The organism is Pseudomonas sp. SK2 (assembly GCF_016772395.1).
GTDB classification, from domain to species: Bacteria; Pseudomonadota; Gammaproteobacteria; order Pseudomonadales; family Pseudomonadaceae; genus Aquipseudomonas; species Aquipseudomonas taiwanensis.
This window is the reverse complement of sequence record NZ_CP061944.1, coordinates 3,045,345-3,062,061: the sequence shown is the minus strand read 5'-3', so window position 1 is coordinate 3,062,061 and position 16,717 is coordinate 3,045,345. Positions and strand designations below refer to the sequence as shown.

The 16,717-nt window shown below is 58.9% G+C and carries 15 protein-coding genes and 1 pseudogene; 5 read left to right on the top strand and 11 right to left on the bottom strand.

The window, feature by feature from the left end; genetic code table 11:
* Positions 1-63 precede the first annotated feature (63 nt).
* Both IF103_RS13615 and IF103_RS13610 read right to left on the bottom strand, forming a co-directional pair.
* The gene (locus IF103_RS13615; protein WP_023380926.1) at positions 64-1,089 is read right to left on the bottom strand and encodes an aromatic ring-hydroxylating dioxygenase subunit alpha; all 1,026 of its coding nucleotides are present in this window, start codon (positions 1,087-1,089) and stop codon (positions 64-66) included.
* Positions 1,090-1,130: 41 nt separating this feature from the next.
* A complete protein-coding gene (locus tag IF103_RS13610; protein WP_104881647.1) occupies positions 1,131-2,150 on the bottom strand; it encodes an ABC transporter substrate-binding protein in 1,020 nt (339 codons plus the stop codon).
* A 636-nt stretch (positions 2,151-2,786) separates the two neighbouring features.
* On the opposite strand from IF103_RS13610, the gene IF103_RS13605 reads away from it, so the two are divergent.
* Positions 2,787-3,593, top strand: a complete 807-nt coding sequence (locus IF103_RS13605; protein WP_023380924.1) for an outer membrane protein OmpK — start codon at positions 2,787-2,789, stop codon at positions 3,591-3,593.
* Between the two features lie 222 nt (positions 3,594-3,815).
* Entirely contained in the window at positions 3,816-4,607 is a 792-nt protein-coding gene (locus IF103_RS13600) for a substrate-binding domain-containing protein (RefSeq protein ID WP_023380923.1), read from the top strand.
* Positions 4,608-4,952: 345 nt separating this feature from the next.
* On the opposite strand, the gene IF103_RS13595 is transcribed toward IF103_RS13600, so the two are convergent.
* The 7 genes from IF103_RS13595 to IF103_RS13565 form a co-directional block, all read right to left on the bottom strand.
* Positions 4,953-5,576, bottom strand: a complete 624-nt coding sequence (locus tag IF103_RS13595) for a TetR/AcrR family transcriptional regulator (protein WP_027906716.1) — start codon at positions 5,574-5,576, stop codon at positions 4,953-4,955.
* A 2-nt stretch (positions 5,577-5,578) separates the two neighbouring features.
* A complete protein-coding gene (locus IF103_RS13590) occupies positions 5,579-6,181 on the bottom strand; it encodes an NAD(P)H-dependent oxidoreductase (protein ID WP_023380921.1) in 603 nt (200 codons plus the stop codon).
* A 352-nt stretch (positions 6,182-6,533) separates the two neighbouring features.
* Positions 6,534-8,942 (bottom strand): TonB-dependent siderophore receptor, encoded by a 2,409-nt coding sequence (locus tag IF103_RS13585; RefSeq protein ID WP_202675399.1) that lies wholly within the window; start codon positions 8,940-8,942, stop codon positions 6,534-6,536.
* Between the two features lie 80 nt (positions 8,943-9,022).
* The gene (locus tag IF103_RS13580) at positions 9,023-10,021 is read right to left on the bottom strand and encodes a FecR domain-containing protein (protein WP_202675398.1); all 999 of its coding nucleotides are present in this window, start codon (positions 10,019-10,021) and stop codon (positions 9,023-9,025) included.
* Positions 10,018-10,524 carry a sigma-70 family RNA polymerase sigma factor gene (locus IF103_RS13575; protein ID WP_104881652.1) on the bottom strand — a complete coding sequence of 169 codons (507 nt, stop codon included), beginning with the start codon at positions 10,522-10,524 and terminating at the stop codon, positions 10,018-10,020. Before IF103_RS13575 ends, IF103_RS13580 begins: the two co-directional genes overlap by 4 nt.
* A gap of 271 nt (positions 10,525-10,795) precedes the next feature.
* A complete protein-coding gene (locus IF103_RS13570; protein ID WP_104881653.1) occupies positions 10,796-11,122 on the bottom strand; it encodes a DMT family transporter in 327 nt (108 codons plus the stop codon).
* A 76-nt stretch (positions 11,123-11,198) separates the two neighbouring features.
* A complete protein-coding gene (locus IF103_RS13565) occupies positions 11,199-12,317 on the bottom strand; it encodes an SLAC1 anion channel family protein (RefSeq protein WP_252189402.1) in 1,119 nt (372 codons plus the stop codon).
* Between IF103_RS13565 and IF103_RS13560 the strand changes: the two genes are divergently transcribed.
* Both IF103_RS13560 and IF103_RS13555 read left to right on the top strand, forming a co-directional pair.
* A complete protein-coding gene (locus IF103_RS13560) occupies positions 12,316-13,272 on the top strand; it encodes a GlxA family transcriptional regulator (RefSeq protein ID WP_104881655.1) in 957 nt (318 codons plus the stop codon). The genes IF103_RS13565 and IF103_RS13560 overlap by 2 nt on opposite strands.
* Before the next feature lie 276 nt (positions 13,273-13,548).
* Positions 13,549-14,304: a bestrophin-like domain gene (locus IF103_RS13555; RefSeq protein ID WP_104881658.1), complete on the top strand. Its 756-nt coding sequence runs from the start codon at positions 13,549-13,551 to the stop codon at positions 14,302-14,304.
* A gap of 116 nt (positions 14,305-14,420) precedes the next feature.
* On the opposite strand, the gene IF103_RS13550 is transcribed toward IF103_RS13555, so the two are convergent.
* Positions 14,421-15,002, bottom strand: coding sequence for an MliC family protein (locus tag IF103_RS13550; RefSeq protein ID WP_202675397.1), 582 nt, complete (start codon positions 15,000-15,002; stop codon positions 14,421-14,423).
* Positions 15,003-15,450: 448 nt separating this feature from the next.
* Here IF103_RS13550 and IF103_RS24920 point away from each other — a divergent pair.
* Positions 15,451-15,654: pseudogene (locus IF103_RS24920) on the top strand (IS5/IS1182 family transposase); the annotation flags it as partial.
* A gap of 92 nt (positions 15,655-15,746) precedes the next feature.
* On the opposite strand, the gene IF103_RS13545 reads toward IF103_RS24920, so the two are convergent.
* Complete coding sequence (locus IF103_RS13545) at positions 15,747-16,676, bottom strand: LysR family transcriptional regulator (protein WP_023380913.1); 930 nt, start codon at positions 16,674-16,676, stop codon at positions 15,747-15,749.
* Positions 16,677-16,717 lie beyond the last annotated feature (41 nt).

Sequence of the window (16,717 nt, the reverse complement as noted above, 5' to 3'; positions counted from 1 at the left end):
GCTCTCCCGTGGGACATTGAGCGGTTGCGTATGCCCCGGCGCACCGGGGCGTCGAACAGGTAGTCAGTGGCTAGCGAACACTTCGCTTTCGCCATGGGCTTCGAGCAGCCCCAGCAGTTGCCGGCGGATCACCAGGCCAGGCTTGTCCGAGGGCATGTGCAGCTCGACGCGCCGACGGGTATCGACACAGGCGTCGGGGTCGGTGGCTTCGAGGATGTCGCGGTCCTCGGCGGTGATCGCCGCATCCCAGTCGATGAGCGCCTGGGTCGAGCACTGTTCTTCGCTGTCGTTGCGGTACAGCCATTGCACGAGCATCAGGCGGCCATCGTCGATGGGTGTGGCGCAGTTGTAGATGATGTGGTGAATGCCGCTATCGGGGTACATGCAGCCGAAGCGGCGCGAGAACGGCAGGTAGTAACGGTTGATCAGATGGCGCTCGGTGATCGGCGCACGGGTTCCGGTGATGGCGAAGCTTTCTTCTGGGTTGCGAATCGGGACGCGTGTTTCGGCCTCGAAGCCGTAGTCGGTCTCGCGAAATTCGTAGCTGGCCGGTTGCGGTTGGTCGAACAGGCCGAAGTTGGCCTTGTGCACGAAGGAGAAGTGCGAATTGTCGAAAGAGTTTTCCATGACCCGCAGCGGGCTGGTTTTCCACTCTTCGTAGAATTGGAAGATTCGGCGATAGCCAGGGGCACCGTCCTCGGGGAAGTCGGGGATCGGCTGCAGCGGATCGTCCAGTGCCACCCAGGCATAACCGTATCGCGCCTGGCAGTGGAAGGTCTCGACCGCCGCACCGGGTGGAATCGCGCCGGTCGGGTTCTGCGGGATCTTCACGCAGGCGCCGGTGCAGTCATATTCCCAGCCGTGGTAGCCGCAGGCGATGTTGCCGGCCTCGCTGACAAAGCCTTTGGACAGTTTGGCGGTGCGGTGGCAGCAACGGTCGCGCATCGCCACCGGCGTGCCGTCGGGGCGTTTCCACAGGACCAGGGCTTCACCGAGCAGGGTGAACGGCTTTGGCCCGTCGTCCAGGGCGGTCAGGGGCAGCAGGGCGTACCAGAAGCGACGCAATACAGGTTGTTTGGTGACCAACATGATCCAGTTTCCTCACACGGCTTGAAGTTGTCGTTATTCGTTCAGCGGCTAGCGGCCTGGGGCGCGTCGGGCAGCACCCTCAGGTCGCCCACGAAGCGAGTTGTGTAGGCTTGCTGCCACGGTGCGGCGGCGCCGAGCAGGCCGGCCTCGACCATGAAATCGCGGGTGGCCTGCCAGCGGGCGTCGCTCATGGTGCCGATGCCTTGGGTCGCGGCATCGCCGCGGGTCAGCAATTGGTGTTGCTTGAGGGTCGAGAGGCCCCAGGCCAGCAGTTCGTCAGTCATGTTGGGGTTATCGCGCTTGATCAGCGCATTGCCGGCGGCGGGGTTTTCCAGGTAGCGCTTCCAGCCCTCGAGCGAGGCTCGGACGAACCCCGCGACGCGCTGCGGATGTTCATCGATGATGTCCTGGCGGGTGGCCAAGGTGGAACCGTAGGGTGGGTAGCCTGCGTCGGCGAACAGGAAGAAATTCGGCTGCTGGCCGGCTTTGATTGCCTGGAACAACTCCGAGCTGGCGTAGGCCTGCTGGGTGGTATCCGGGCCGGCGAGGAACGGCTGCAGGTTGAAGGTATAGGGGCGCGCCTGGTTGTCCTGGAGCTGGTACTTGCCCTTGAGCCACGGCCACCAGGTTTGCTGGCCGGAGGTAGACACCAGCACCTGCTTGTTCTTCAGCGCGTCGAGGCCTTGGATGTCAGCGTGGGTCATCAGGCCCTGTGGGTCGCCCTGAAAGGGGGCGGCTACCGCAACCACTGGGAGGCCTTGTTCCACGCTTTTGAGGATCTGCAGGTCGTAGTTGACGATGAAGTCGGCCTGTTTGCTGACCAGCAACTGCATGCCATTGACCTGCGGGCCACCCATGCGGATGGTCACATCCAGGCCTTCCTTCTCGTACAGACCCTCGGCCAGGGCCTGGTAGAAGCCACCCTGTTCGGCCTGGGCGTACCAGGAGGTGAGCAGCACGACCTTGTCGTTGGCCACGGCCAGGGACGTGCCCGCCAGCATCACGCTGAGCGCTGCCGCCAGCGAGCGCAGCGGTTGAGTCAAGCCAAAGCGGTTTTTCATGATTGTTCTCCACCTCGATTCGAAATCCGCAGGGTGCCTGTGGGCACCTCAACGAGAAGACCGAGTGGAGAAACAACGCGGCAGGAGCAGGGTGAGTGTTCTCGGCTGACATTGTTCTCTTGCCCATGGCCGATTGGCCGCGTGCAAACATCCACTCGGATGTACGCCTGATCAAAGGCGCAAGAGCAATGCCCCATGCCGTCCACCGGCACTGACCGCTTCTACTCGACCGTACACGAAGCCAGAAGCGTGCCAGTTCCTGAGAACCGCTGAAACAGGGCTGGCGGAGCCTGGCCGGGGCGTTGCGAGGTCAGGGCAGTGGATCGATACGGTGCAGCGAGGCCTGCGCCAGCGCTATTTGAGTGCGCAATATCGTGACTGGTGAGTATTCATTTGTCGGATTTATTGATCACAATCCATGCGTATTACTGTATTCGATCAGCTGGCACGTACCCTGCTAGGGATCATGGGAGTAGAAGCGGTCAGTGCCTGGAAATGGCATGGGACATTGCTCTGGCGGCATCACGCCGCACACCCGGCAGGGGTGGCGCCACGGTTTGCTCCGTGGCCAGAGACGAGGTCTGTCCGCCTATCCCTTGCGGGTGAATTTCACCGACCTCAACCCAAGGGATGCCCATGAAACTCAGCCCATTTGCCTGGTTCTTCCACAGCTTCCTGCCCGTCTGCGCCCTGGCGAGCGCCAGCGCCCAGGCTGGCCCGTTGATGTGGAGCGACAACAGCCTCAGTTATCTCTACGGCCATAACTACAAGGTCGATGGCACCGGCAATGACATCCAGCAGACCGTCACCTTCGAACATGCCAGCGGCTGGAGCTGGGGGGATGTGTTTCTGTTCGTCGACAACAAGTGGTCGAACGGTTTATCCGGCAGTGATGGGTATACCTACTATGGCGAGTTTTCTCCGCGCTTGTCGCTGGGCAAGGTCAGCGGGCAGAACCTGCGTTACGGCGTGATCAAGGATGTGCTGATTGCCGCCACCTACGAGCGCGGGGAGGGGCGTATTCGCCGGTACCTGTTGGGGCCAGCGGTGGACCTGTTGCTGCCTGGATTCGACCGCTTTTCGCTCAACACCTACTATCGCAAGCCCGACGGCATCACCGGCAAGGCATCGGGGCAGTGGCAGATCAACCCGACCTGGGCGATGACCCTTCCGTTGGGGCGGTCGGACATCCTGTTCGATGGTTACCTGGAATGGTATGTGAACGACGTTGGCCGCAAGGGCACGTCGGACTATGTAGCCAAGAGTTTCCACTTCAATCCGCAGATCAAGTACGACCTTGGCAAGGCGTTAGGGCACAACCCGAAGCAGTTCTACGTGGGGGTAGAGTGGGATTACTGGTCGGACAAGTATGGGATCGAGGACAGTCACGGCTTTGCAACCGACCAGAATGCGCTGAGCGCATTGCTCAAGGTTCATTTCTGAAGAGCAGGGTCGGTCCAGTGCCGTCCTGTGCATGTCCCTGAGCACCGAGCGCCGTCCAGGCGGCGCATCGGTAACGCTGTGGCCGAGGATGACGGCGCGCCGACTCACGTTCGCATCGCCCGTACGGCTTGGGATATGAAACATTCTTAACGACTGATTAACCATGGCTGTCTCCGCACTTCGGTAAGGTTCTGTTTTTCATGAATTTGCGGAGAACCCACAATGTTTCGGATGCTGTCTTGCACTGTCCTGTTGATGGCCACGTTCGCCTGCTCGGCGGCTGACGCGGCGCCCTCGGGGGAGGCTCTGACGGTGCTCAGTTCTGGCGGAATCATGGGCGCTATCCGCGAAGTGGCCCCCGCGTATGAAAAGAAATTCGGCGTCAAGCTCAACGTCGTGGCTGCTCCGTCGATGGGCGAGACCCCGCAAGCCGTGCCGAACCGACTGGCTCGCGGCGAGCCGGCAGACGTCGTGCTCATGGTCGGATCGGCGCTCGATAAGTTGGTCGACCACGGCCAGGCGGACAAGGCCAGCCGAGTCGACCTGGGCAAGTCTTTCATTGCCATGGCTGTGCGCAAAGGCGAACCGAAGCCGGACATCAGCACCCTGCAGGGCTTGCGTACGGCTCTGCTCGACAGCAAGTCGGTTGCCTATTCCGACAGTGCAAGCGGCGTGTACCTTTCCAAGACTCTTTTCCCGCGCATGCAATTGGGCACAGCGTTCGATGCCAAAGCCCACATGATCCCTGCCGAGCCGGTCGGGGCCGTGGTTGCCCGTGGCCAAGCGCAGATCGGTTTCCAACAACTGAGCGAACTCAAGCCCGTGAAGGGCATCGACATCGTTGGCCTGATCCCGGCCCAGGCGCAGAAAATGACAATGTATTCGGGCGCCATCGTCAGCAAGAGCCCGCACCATGCCGCGGCCCAGGCACTACTGGACTACCTGGCCTCGCCACAAGCGGACGCGGCGATCGAGGACAGCGGCCTGAAGCCATTGATTCACAACGCCGGCTGAAACCAGGGGCGATGCCTGGTTTCATGTAGCGTGCGCGATTAGTGCGGTTCGACGGTTTGCTGCAGATGATGTGATCTGCCGCTAGGTGCGCTCGGGTCCTTCCTGGAATGCTCGACCCGGGCGACCGCCACCTTGAAAGGCCTGCCACTGGGATTGATCGCCTGAACGCGCAAAACGATGGAGTCAGGGGAACGGGATTGCCCGGCAAGGTGGCGCAGTAGCAGAAAGATCACTCCTGGGAGCAGAGCACCCTCTCAAGCACCGCCCACTGGGTCATACGCAGTGGCACCTCGGGCAGTAAGCTGATTGGCAGGAGACGGTTACCGGCCCGCATCGTCATGACACCTACTCGGTCGGTCGCCTACTCTGCGGCGTGTTGCGCTCAATGCCGCCCAGTAGCGTTTGTCGTAGTTCTTCCTTCGCCTGGGCCTGAGTGATGTCTCCTGCCACGGCTGCATCCGATAATGCATCGGCCGCCCCCAACATTCCCCAGAGGTAGGCGTTGGAAATACCAGCAGGCTGGGCGAAAGGTGCAAAAATCCCGAGGCACTTCGTGATCAGGGCCTTTTGATACTGACGTTTCAACATGGCCAATTCCGGTGAACCGCTCAGGGCTGCCAGCACACCCTGAATCTCCCGCCCCTGGGTCATCACGCAATCGACATAGGCGCTGGCGAAGGCAGTCGCTTTATCCTGCAAGGTGGACTCAGCCGCCGCGATCGCGGCGTCGAAGAGGGCGGTTTGGCGAGCGTCATAGTCTTCGTACAGTGCAGCCAGCAGGCCTTCGCGGGTACCGAAGTGGTCGTAGACCACCGGCTTGGTTACGCCCGCCGCTTCGGCCAGGCGACCTAGGGTCAGAGCATCCGTGCCCTCTTCGGCGATCAGCATCCAGGATGTTTCCAGCAACTGGCGGGCGCGTGCAGCTCTGGGCAGGCGTCGACGGGAAGGTGCGTCACTTGGCGTTGTCATGCTCAACGCCCCTGCGTGTGTGAAGCGAAGATACCGGCACCGATGGCCTGTGCTGTTTCCAGATGAGCCTGCGGATAACCCTTTTCCGAAGGAAGCAGTACGCTTGAACTGTGCACCTGTGCGCCGCAGTAATCAAAAATGCCGTGCTCGATCTGGGTCTTCATGGCGGATGTGTAGCCGTGCCGCGTATAGGTACCTTCATCGGCGCCGCCAATGGCTACCAGGTGAACGTTAAGGCGCTTGAGCTTCTTCACAACCTTACCGTCGCTGTCGTCGTAGGCCCAACCCTGGGAGAAGACGCGGTCGATCCAACCCTTGAGCAGGGCAGGGAAGGACCACCAATGGACTGGGTAGACCAAGACCAAAGCGTCTGCACGGTCCAGTCGTTCTTGTTCGGCAGCAACGTCGGCGGGTGGCTCTGCCTGCTTGTGAAATAGCGCTTGGTCCGCCAGGTTGAAACGCGGGTCGAAGCCCTCGGCGACGAGATCGGCAAACTCTGCGCTGTTGTGTGGGTTAGAGGCCGTGATGCCGTGGACGATGTGCTGGGCGATGGCATGGGTCAAAGAACGCGGATCGGGATGGGCGACGACGATTAAACTGTGCATGATCGGTTCTCCGACAGAGGACGCGTGGTCCTCGATGTAGAAGCGACCGCGCTTTAGCTACTAAAGGTAACCTACTGATAGTAGATTTTCCAGTTCGGTATGCTACTCCGTGAATTTTTTATACTGCAGAGGTCTGTGAGGTCGGCAGTAATCTTTGTAGGAACGGGTTCACCCGCAAACACGGGCGAAGCCCTCGCCATTCACCGCGCGGCCTGCTTCGTGGGCGAACCTGCTCTCCCACCGTCCATTGCGCACTCTCCGGCATTTTTACCCAACTTGGCAGGCATGCCATGCTCGGCCTGTAAGGCGGTCGTTGCTATCGACCCATCGCCCAGCACGAAGCGCGCGAACGTCAGAAGTTGTACTTGAAACCCGTCATGATGTTTCTTGGAGCACCGTACATACCGTGGTCGCCGGCATAGCTGAGGTATTCACGGTCGAACACGTTGTTCAGATTGACTGACGCACTTAGATGCTGGTTGAAGTCGTAGCGAGCCAGGAGGTTGGTGACGGCATAGCTACCCTGGGTGAAGGTGTGCAGGTCGGCACCGGTTTTGCTCTGCCAGTTCACACCGCCGCCAAGGGTGAGCTTGTCCAGAATCCCCGACAGGCGATAGCGGGTGAAAGTCTTGAGACTGTGGCGAGGCAGGGTGGTAACGATACGCTGGTCGTCAGCGTCGGTGCTGACCGCATAGGCATAACCGGCAGATGCCTGCCAGCCTTCGGCCAGCTCTCCGTCCAGGGTGAATTCAGCGCCTTTGGTAGTGGTTCCCTGTTCCGATTTGTACGTGTTACCGCCTGGAGTATCGATCCAGATTGCCAGGTTGTCCTGCTCGATCTTGAACAGCGCGACGCTGGAGTTCAGCTTGCCGTCGAAGTGGCTTCCCTTGACGCCGACTTCATATCCGGTGCCCTCCATCGGATCCAGTGGTTTGTTGTCGATGTCGCGAACCCAGGACGATTGTGGGTTGAAGATTTTCGTATAACTGGCATACAGCGACCACGTATCGTTGACGTCATACACCACGCCAGCATACGGGATGTACACGCCGGTTTCCGACTCCTTGGTCTTGGTTTGCTCGGCGTTGTAGGGTTTATCCTCGGTGTCACGATGCCAATCGATCACGCGGCTACCCAGCAAGACACTGAGATCGTCGGTGGCGTGCAGGCGCGTGGCGAGATAAGCGGCGTATTGAGTTTCGTCGGCAGTGGATTTGCCAGTGACGTCGAATTCCGGTTTGACCGAGCCGCCGTTCCAGTTCAACAGGTTATCGATTGCGCCAGCCGGAGAGCCGGAATAGTCGTATTTCCAGCCGCCGTAGCTTGGCACGTCCTCGTAGTAGTTGGACAAGGTCACGCCGGCGATCAATTCATGCTCGCGGCCCAACAGACTGAACGGGCCGGTCAGGTAGGCATCGATGTTGTTCTGGCGGGGGATGCCGGAGAAGCGCACGGGCAACTGTGTGGTGCCGCTTCCGTCCGGGTTGAGGCTGCCGTTGACGTAGTTGAAGACTTCATCAAACTTGTTTTCGGAGTGGGTCAGCTCGATCTTTCCGCTCCAGCCATTGGCGAACTGCTGTTCGATCGAGGTGAAAAAACTGGTTTGCTCATGGTCGTTGTAAGACCACGTTTGAGCCGAATTGAGTGAGCGTTTGAGGTTGGTGCGAGACCCGTCGGTGAAGCGGGTCGGCAGGCCGGAGCGCATGGGCGAGTCAACGTCTGTGCGTTGGTAACTGAAGCCCATCGTCAGCAGGGTGTCTTCAGTCAGGTCGAACTCGGTAATGCCGTAGATCAGCTGCGAGTCCTGTTTGTAGCGGTCTACCCATGACTGCTCTGTCTTGAAGTCGGCGACCAGACGACCGCGTACGTTGCCGGTTTCGGTCAGCGAGCCAGATACATCAAAGCCAGTTCCGTAGCGGTCCCAGTTACCCGCTTCTGCGGTGACGCTGGCCTGAGCCTCGGAGGTCGGACGCTTGCGGATCAGGTTGATCGTCGCTGAAGGGCTGCCCAGGCCGCTGATCAGGCCGGTAGCACCGCGCACCACCTCCACCCGGTCATACATGGCCATGCTCTGGGTGTAATTGTCCATGCGCTTGACGGTGGGCACACCATCGATTTCAAAGTTCTGAACCTCGAAGCCGCGTGAGAAGTAACCATCGGATTCGGCACCCAGCCCGTCGCGCAACACGATCATGCCCGGTGTGGCATCGAGGGTATCGCTTAGATTGGTAAGGCGCTGGTCATCCAGGCGCTGGCGGGTCATGACGGTCAGCGACTGCGGGGTCTCTTTGGGGGTCAGGTTCAGACGGGTCGAACTGCTGGATGAGTAGGTGGTGTAGAGCCCGGTACCTTCTGTAGTCGACCCGGGCGCTTTGCCCGAAATTGAAATGCTTTGAAGCTCCAGCACGTTAGAGGCCGGCGCTTGCTGGAGGGTGTATCGCCCATCCGGCTGGCGCACCGCTATGAGCTGGCTGCCCTCAAGCAGCGCCTGTAACGCACCGTCGACCGTGTAATCACCCTTCAAGCCAGGGCTGGTTTGTCCGGCAATCAATTCATTGGGAAACGACAACAACAAATGGGCTTGCTGGCCCAGGTGATTGAGCGCAGTGCCCAGTGGCGCCGCGGGGATTTCGTAGTGTTGCACGCTGCTATCGGCGGCTGCCCACACTGGCGATGAACTGGCAATCAGAACCGCCGCGGCGCAACCCAGGGTGCTGGCGAGCGGGGTTGCGTAGCACGACGAAATACTGCGGTGATGCATGTGAAGTTCCCCGATGTTTTTGATGTTTGGCCTATAAGTCTCGCCAGAAATCAAAACGGCTCATCGAAGACGAAAATAGTTCAAACGGTTGCTGGCAAGGCGCGCAAGTTGACCCATAGGCGAGTGAAACGCTGGACATCCAGTTTCAGTGTCTGGGCAATGGCATCGATGATTCGATCACTGTCTGCCAGCGGGTAGGATCCCCATACACGCAGGTTGGCCAATGCGGGGTCGCACCCGAGATGCCCATGACGATAACGACCCAGTTCATCCAGGAAAGCCTGGAGCGGTTGGCCGTTGGCGACGATCATGCCTTCTGCCCAGGCCGGAGCGTTTGCTTGCAGTGCATCCTGATCGAGCAGCCCGAGCGGCCCGAAACGAGCCAGTTGCCCGGCCTGCAAGGGAGTCCACGTGCTCGCTTCTGCCGGTTTTACCTGAAGCGAGCCACGATAGACCGCCAACTGAGTCGAGCCATTCTCAAATTGGCGTACCGTGAAGCGCGCCGAGGACGCCTGCGCGCGGATCTGAGGGGCTTCGATGGAGAGTGCCTGGTTCAAAACCGTGTCGACCAGGATCTCGCCGCTGAGTAATCGAAGGTGCCAGCGATGATCTGTATGACGAACATTTATCGCGCTGTGGGTATTGAGATCAAACGACAGATTGGCGTTCAGCGCGACGCGTCGCTGCTCTCCAACGCCCGTGACGTAATCGGCGCTCAAGCGCGAAACCACTTCGCTGCCTCCGGCCAACCATGCACCCGCGCCTGTGGTAAGCAGCAGGGCCAGGCCCTTGATAGCCCGTCGTCTGCTCAACCCTTCCTGAGAAGAAAGCAACAGGGCCTGTCGGGCAAGGTTTGGATCGCCCTGGGTACGTATTGAGTCTAGCTGCGCAGCCAGGGCCAAGGCCCTTTCCCAGGCCAGCTCATGCAAGGGGTGTTCACTACGCCATGCCATGAAGGCGGCCTGTGCGGGTGAATCAAAGTGAGCTTCCTGCATATCGAGCCACCACGCCATCGCCGCCTCGCACATTTTCGGTGATGGCGCGGGTTCTGGGGTAAAGGCGTTTTCGGTGATCGTCATCCCAGCGCTTCCGTGACCAGCATGCACTGCGCACCTGCCTTGATGATGTGGCGTTTGACGGTAGCGATTGAAATACCCAGCCGCTCGGCAATTTCCCCATGGCTGAGCCCATCCAGTTGCGACCAGAGGAATGCCTTTTTGACGGCGACATCCAACTTACAGAGTGCTTCGTCGAGTCGAACCAGCGTCTCGAAAATAATCAATTGGGTAGCCAGATCCGGCAGCACGTTTTCGTCATCCGTCTGAATTGCATCCAGATAGGCTTTTTCCAGGCGTGTGCGGCGGTAGTGGTTTGACAGGACACTGCGTGCAACCTTCGCCAGAAACGGTCGAGGCTGTCGGACTTCCAACGCCTCTTTGCTGAGCAACAGGCGCATGAAGGTGTCCTGCATCAAATCAGCGGCGCGGTGTGAGCAGCTCAATTGCCGATACAGCCAGCGACGCAGCCAGCGGTGTTGCTGTTCGTAAAGAGCCGTGAGCTGAGCATTGTCGACGGATGCCATGAGTTTGAGTCGATGCAAATGAGACGTAGTATCATATGTGACTATTGGGCTGCCGACAAGAACGCAGAATGTCTGCTTAGGATCGTATAGCGACGGTCATACCTTCACTGTCGCTATACGCTTTCAGACCAGCAAACGACCCTTAGCTGCCCGTTGCGACAGACAGAAATCGACACAAAGCTTTCTGTTCAGTATGAACCGCTGCTGACATTTCAAACCAACCGTCGACTATTTTCCTTTCTCATAAAGTATGAAAGTTGATTCGACCTGATTAGGCGCCCCAGTGTAGCCCGGCGACACTCAGCAGGATCAAGCCAATCCAGAAGAACCGCCAGAACGAAACCCCGTCACCCAACCAATACATGCCAACGAGGGCCGTGCCTGCGGCGCCGATGCCGGTCCACACCGCATAGGCGGTGCCAACGGGCAGGACCCGCAGGGCCATCGTCAGTAAAGACAAGCTGCCGGCCAAAACCACGAAGGTGCCGGCGAGCAACCAGGGCCGCTCCATGCCATTGGCGGATTTGAGTCCGATCGCAAAGGCAATCTCTAGGAACCCGGCAACGATCAGCAGTAACCAGGAGGCGGTGTTAGTCATGGGGCGAGACCTTTCAGGGCAAAAAAAGGCGAGCCACCGAGGGCTCGCCAAAGGGGAGGTAAACGGAGATGAAACGTCAGTTGGCCAACAGTCTGCCGCGCACCAGGCTGGACAGTGTTTTCAAAGTCAGCACGCTCAGTGCCATGGTGAGGAACAGCAGGATCAGTACAGCGATGACCATCAGCACAGTGTTGTCCTGGGCATGTGCGTATTTCAGCGCCGCATTGCTCAGGGCCGCGATGGGAAAGCTGATTGCCCACCACGAAGGGGCAAAAGGCACATCGCGACGGAACACTTTGAAGCTCAGCACCACGAACAGGAACAGGCCGAAGTAGAACAGCACGCTGGCAAACCGGTCGATCTCGCCAAACACGTTGGTGTACGCAAGGAAACCGACTTCAAAGGGTGCAATCAGGACCATCAGCGAAGGCACCATGCCTTTGGCCAGGGGGGCCTGATGGACCAGGCGCGAGAAGATCCGGGTGTAGAAAACCAGTGCCAGCACCGCACCCACGGCCAGTGCAAACATATTGAACTCGGCAGCCCAGACCATCGGCATATGCGCACCGGTGACCGCGATATCAAGGGTGGCAACGCCCGGGATCAACCAGGCGGGGACTGCATTCAAGGGGTCCTGCGCGCCCGACAACAGGCGCGAAACCACCAGGCCGGCGAGCAGTACGGTCAGTACGCTGCCCAATATCCACAGTGCTTCGCCGAGCAGCCTGCTGTGAGGCGCCGCCACGGCTGATAGCAGCAACAACGCGATGGTGACGGTGCCGAAAAAGTTGCTTGCAACCGGGTGATTGAATTCGCCCCGCACCGCTTCAGGATGTTTGAACCATTTGGTCAGGTAACCTAGGGTCAGCAACACGAATACCAGCCCGGCAAACGCGCCTATCGCCTCACCCAGCTGGCCGCCGATACCGAAGTAGTGGCCATTTAAGCGCCAGGCCAGGCCCAGGCCAGCCAGGCCCATGACTGAGCCAAACAAATTGATGGGCAGGTTTTTAATGGAAGTCGTGCTGATGGTTACCGATTGAGCCACAGCGATGTTAGGGGTGGATGCAGTGTTCATGGCAGTCTCCCGTTTGACTGAATTTGCTGCTGAGGTTATTTTCAGCCAAACATGCTTTGGCCGAAACAGCCGCGTTACGACGTATTCAGCCATTATTTCGACGAGTACAGACATCATGCGCATCACCCTCCTTGCCTTCCCCCGCGTGCAGCTGCTGGATGTGGTCGGTCCGGCTGATGTCTTTGCCGAGGCGGCCAAGCAACTGGGCAATCCACGGGCCTACCGGGTCGAAGTGATCGGCACCGAAAAAGGCATGATCAAAGGCTCAAGCGGTTTGAAGCTAGCCATCGACGAGACCTTCGAAACCTATAAAGGCAGGATCGATACCTTGCTTGTGGCCGGCAGTCCGCACATCGACGAGATCGCGCTCAACCCTGCCTTGCAGCAGTGGCTGCGCAAACAGGCCACGACGGTGCGCCGCATTGGCTCGGTGTGCAGCGGCGCGTTCCTGTTGGCCGCCGCCGGCCTGCTCGACGGCCGTCGTGTCACGACCCACTGGAACTCCAGTGCGAAACTCGCCAAAGAGCACCCGCACACCCAAGTCGACGCCGACAGCATTTTCATCAAGGACGGCAACCTCTACACCTCGGCGGGGGTCACTGCGGGCATGGATCTAGCCCTGGCACTGGTCGAAGAGGATCACGGCAGGGAACTGGCGCTTAGTGTGGCGCGAGAGATGGTGATGTTCTTCAAACGACCGGGCGGGCAATCGCAGTTCAGCGCGCAGTTGGCCGCCCAGACCGCCGAACGTAGCGTGATCAGGGATGTGCAGGATTATGTGCTGCAGCATCTGAAGGCCGACCTTAGCGTCCCCACCCTCGCCGCACGCGCCGGCATGAGCGAACGTAACTTTGCCCGGACCTTCAAGGCCGAAGCCGGCACGACGCCGGCCGAGTTCGTGGAGCTGGCGCGCATCGATGCCGCCAGGCGCTTGATCGAGGATTCAGACGTATCCCTCAAGCGCCTAGCCGACACCGTGGGTTATGCCAATACCGATGGTTTCAGAAGAGCCTTCACACGCCGTCTCGGGGTCGGTCCGAGTGACTATCGAAAGCGGTTTTCTTCAATGTGATGTAGAAGGGGGCCGTTAAAATCTAGAGGTACTGATGGAACAGCCAATGTGACGTTGTGATAGTCATCGACACGTGCGTTCAATGATGCCTTGGCTTCACGGAACTTAACTGTATCGGGCCAGTATTTCAATGTCCGCGTCTAGCCGAATTCTTCCGTATCTGACCGGCAGCTATGGGTCGAAAGCGGTCACCCACGACCGGCTGCATTCGACCCAAAGCGGTCGGTCACGGTCTATCTTCTAAGACTTGAGTCAGATTAATCGAGGCCTTGACGCATGAATTCTCTCTGGATCGCAGTGGCCATTTTTGGGTGCTTGGTTGCCGCCTCGCTTCTCATGATGCACTGGTACCCAAAGCTGGCATCCCACCATAGAGATGAAGACACAAATGCAGTAATTCGCCTAGTAGCTAATATTTTTGTGGTTATGACATCGCTGGTCTTTGGATTGATGATCAACTCTGCCAAAAATACCTTCGAGTCGATTGACGCGAACTTTCATGGGTATGCAACCAGCATGATCATATTTGATCGGACACTGCGGGGCTATGGTGATTCGGCACAAGACACCCGCAACCGACTGGTCACCTATCTTGAGCACGCTATTGAGACCCCGTACCGGGGGGACGAGGCGCTGCAACATCGTAACAGCGAGGCAGCTAAATACTTGGATGACATAGGAAAGTCTTTGGCTGCCATAAAGCCGCAAGACCGCTACCATGAAACTATGCTTCAGGATATTCGTCAGCAATATCATTCGCTTATCGAGCAACGTTGGAGGATCGTCGAGCAGTCAGAGGGGGCAATTCCCGGCCCACTCATTGGGATGCTTGTTACTTGGTTGACGCTCATTTTCGCCAGTTTTGGATACCGAGCGCCACGTAATTCAATGGTGATAGGAATGTTCGTCGTTTCTTCAATGCTTATCGCGGCTTCCGTGTATCTGGTATTGGATATGGACGTGCCATTTCACGGTCCTATCCAAATATCCGACGAGCCTCTGCGCAGGGCGCTCGCCGTAATGCAGCTTTAACGAAGCAGGGCGCGCTTGTGTTCTGGATGATGACTTCGTGGCGGACCACATCGAAGTTCGATATTGGCCGATAGCTACCCCTGGAGAATTTCTGCAATGGGTCATAGCGGCGGCTTTCAACGCGCTGTGCAGTGCATTTCCGGCCCCTGATACCCCCACACCACGATGGCCTCGCCATGGTGCTCCCATAAACTCTCATTTTGTCCCTGGTAGCGCGCGCCGCTTGCGGTCTGTTCTAGGTACATCAGCGAACTGCGGTCACCGAACTCGACGATGGCCGTGGGCGGCTCGGTGCGGAAGAAGCTGGCAACCACCTCCTTGGCCGGGTTGCCGTCACACTGGTAGAAAACCGGGCCGGTGGCCTCGATCAGCCCGTAGCGCGCCTGCAGTTCGGCGATGCGCAGGCGGTAGCTGTCGGCGATGCATGCGGGCTGGTCCGCGCTTTTCCAGCAATCGTTGCGGCCTTTGATCCAGCCCCGCTGCTCGGTCTTGAGCACCGGGGGATGTTCATTGCCGGCCTTCTGCTGCGCGGCTGTGTAGACCTCGGCCATTTTCCGGTCCAGTGCCGAGAGCGGCTCGCTCTGGCAGATCTGTTGTTCGATGCTACCGGCCTCGACCTGAGTGCAGTTGAAAGCAGGTTCCGCAGCTTGGGTGTGCGACAGAGGCAGGGTGAGCAGCAGGGGAAGCCAGTGCTTCATGGGAACCACCATTAGCGATTCAGAATACTGGGCTCAGTCTAGCTCGGCGCTGAATGACGTGGAGGGTGGCCTAGCTTTTCGGCGGCTAATGACAGCTGTTGGCCGATTGCTGTCCTCCGCGAATGGCCGCTATGGGTCGAAAGCGGTCACTCACGACCGGCTGCTTTCGGCCCGAAGCTGCCATTCATGAAGGGCAGAGATCAGCCAAAAGCAGCTAGGCTTTGTACGAAAAGCCTTGAAACTCGGTGAGGCTGCGTTGAGAACAGCCTCGCCTGACCTTCGCCTCAAGACTTGTCACATGGCGCCAAGTTCTGACGGGCTGATAATCCGACTTTTTCAACTACATTGTCCCATGGCTACTCGGTATGAAGGGCACCAATTGAGGCCAGGCTGTGTGAAGACACCTGCGATTGTCTAACGTTTTGATCGCCGCTAAATGGCCACGAGTGGCCGAGGCACGGTTGGCCACAACGTACAAACAGCAGTCGATAACACACACATTCTGATCACTGCCCATAAAGTCACCAATGTTGGAAATGGCCGAGCGCAGCTGAGCAAGCAGGGCTTCATCTACATCGCTGCATCGGATGAATACCGATGCCCTGCAGATCAGCTACTGACCTGCAGGCATTCTTCGAAGGAAGATGGGATGGCGCAGGACAAGCACTCAAACGCTACCGTCGCGTCCGCTGTTGTTTCGAGGGGCTCAATGTCATGTTTCCCGCTACCCCTGCCTCGCGCTTATCATCGATGGGTTTCGGAATGGGCCTGATCGAACGGTTTGCGATCCAATAGGCAGTCTATGAACGCTCCTAGGGCGGCTGGCCGGTGTTGCCTATTCGGGTAATAGAGGAACAGCCCTGGACGTGAAATCGACCAGTCAGCAAGGACTTGGATCAGCCGTCCCTGGGCCAACAGCTCGCCCACGTCTTCTTTCTCGAAATGATAGGCGATGCCGAGCCCATGCAGGGCGGCAGCGATGCCGATGTCAGGGTGATTGGTGACGACGGGGCCGTCGACCGCCACTTCCAGCGGCTGTCCCCGTTCCTGGAACTCCCAGCGATACGGCCTACCGTCCATCTGCAGCCGCCAGTTGATGCATGCATGATCCTGCAACTCAGCAGGTGACTGAGGGATGCCTCGACGTGCGAGGTAGTCCGGAGACGCCACGGCGACCATGTTCAGGTCTGGCGTCAGGCGGACGGCCACCATGTCTTTCTCAAGCCGGCCACCTACACGGATGCCCGCGTCAAAACGGCCAAGAACGATATCGGCCAGTGCGTCGTCGACCACGATATCGAGCACCACGTCAGGGTGTGCCTGATGGAAGCGTGCCAGCCGGGGCGCAATGAGGGTTCTCGCGGCGATCCCCAGCGTATTGATACGCAGCGTGCCGCTTATCTGGCCTGTGGCCTCACTGGCTTCGGCGACGGCAACAGCTATCTCTCGAAACAAGGGGGCGACACGCCTGTAGAGCAGCTCGCCACTCGTCGATGGCGCGACGCTTCGGGTCGTGCGATTGAGCAGGCGTGCGCCGATGCGACGTTCGAGCTGTCGAATGGTCTGGCTGAGTGCAGAGGGCGATAAGCCCAGATGATCGGCGGCCCGCGCGAAGCTTTGACGCTCCACGATGGCCACAAAGGCTTTTAGCTCAGCAAATTCGGATCCACGCATTATGCATTCGCTTCTACATAGTCCATTCGGATTCTAGAGCA

Coding starts and splice junctions, on each gene's coding strand:
- IF103_RS13615 (WP_023380926.1), bottom strand. CDS start 1,089: ATGTTGGTCACCAAACAACCTGTATTGCGTCGCTTCTGGTACGCCCTG.
- IF103_RS13610 (WP_104881647.1), bottom strand. CDS start 2,150: ATGAAAAACCGCTTTGGCTTGACTCAACCGCTGCGCTCGCTGGCGGCA.
- IF103_RS13605 (WP_023380924.1), top strand. CDS start 2,787: ATGAAACTCAGCCCATTTGCCTGGTTCTTCCACAGCTTCCTGCCCGTC.
- IF103_RS13600 (WP_023380923.1), top strand. CDS start 3,816: ATGTTTCGGATGCTGTCTTGCACTGTCCTGTTGATGGCCACGTTCGCC.
- IF103_RS13595 (WP_027906716.1), bottom strand. CDS start 5,576: ATGACAACGCCAAGTGACGCACCTTCCCGTCGACGCCTGCCCAGAGCT.
- IF103_RS13590 (WP_023380921.1), bottom strand. CDS start 6,181: ATGCACAGTTTAATCGTCGTCGCCCATCCCGATCCGCGTTCTTTGACC.
- IF103_RS13585 (WP_202675399.1), bottom strand. CDS start 8,942: ATGCATCACCGCAGTATTTCGTCGTGCTACGCAACCCCGCTCGCCAGC.
- IF103_RS13580 (WP_202675398.1), bottom strand. CDS start 10,021: ATGACGATCACCGAAAACGCCTTTACCCCAGAACCCGCGCCATCACCG.
- IF103_RS13575 (WP_104881652.1), bottom strand. CDS start 10,524: ATGGCATCCGTCGACAATGCTCAGCTCACGGCTCTTTACGAACAGCAA.
- IF103_RS13570 (WP_104881653.1), bottom strand. CDS start 11,122: ATGACTAACACCGCCTCCTGGTTACTGCTGATCGTTGCCGGGTTCCTA.
- IF103_RS13560 (WP_104881655.1), top strand. CDS start 12,316: ATGCGCATCACCCTCCTTGCCTTCCCCCGCGTGCAGCTGCTGGATGTG.
- IF103_RS13565 (WP_252189402.1), bottom strand. CDS start 12,317: ATGATGTCTGTACTCGTCGAAATAATGGCTGAATACGTCGTAACGCGG.
- IF103_RS13555 (WP_104881658.1), top strand. CDS start 13,549: ATGAATTCTCTCTGGATCGCAGTGGCCATTTTTGGGTGCTTGGTTGCC.
- IF103_RS13550 (WP_202675397.1), bottom strand. CDS start 15,002: ATGAAGCACTGGCTTCCCCTGCTGCTCACCCTGCCTCTGTCGCACACC.
- IF103_RS13545 (WP_023380913.1), bottom strand. CDS start 16,676: ATGCGTGGATCCGAATTTGCTGAGCTAAAAGCCTTTGTGGCCATCGTG.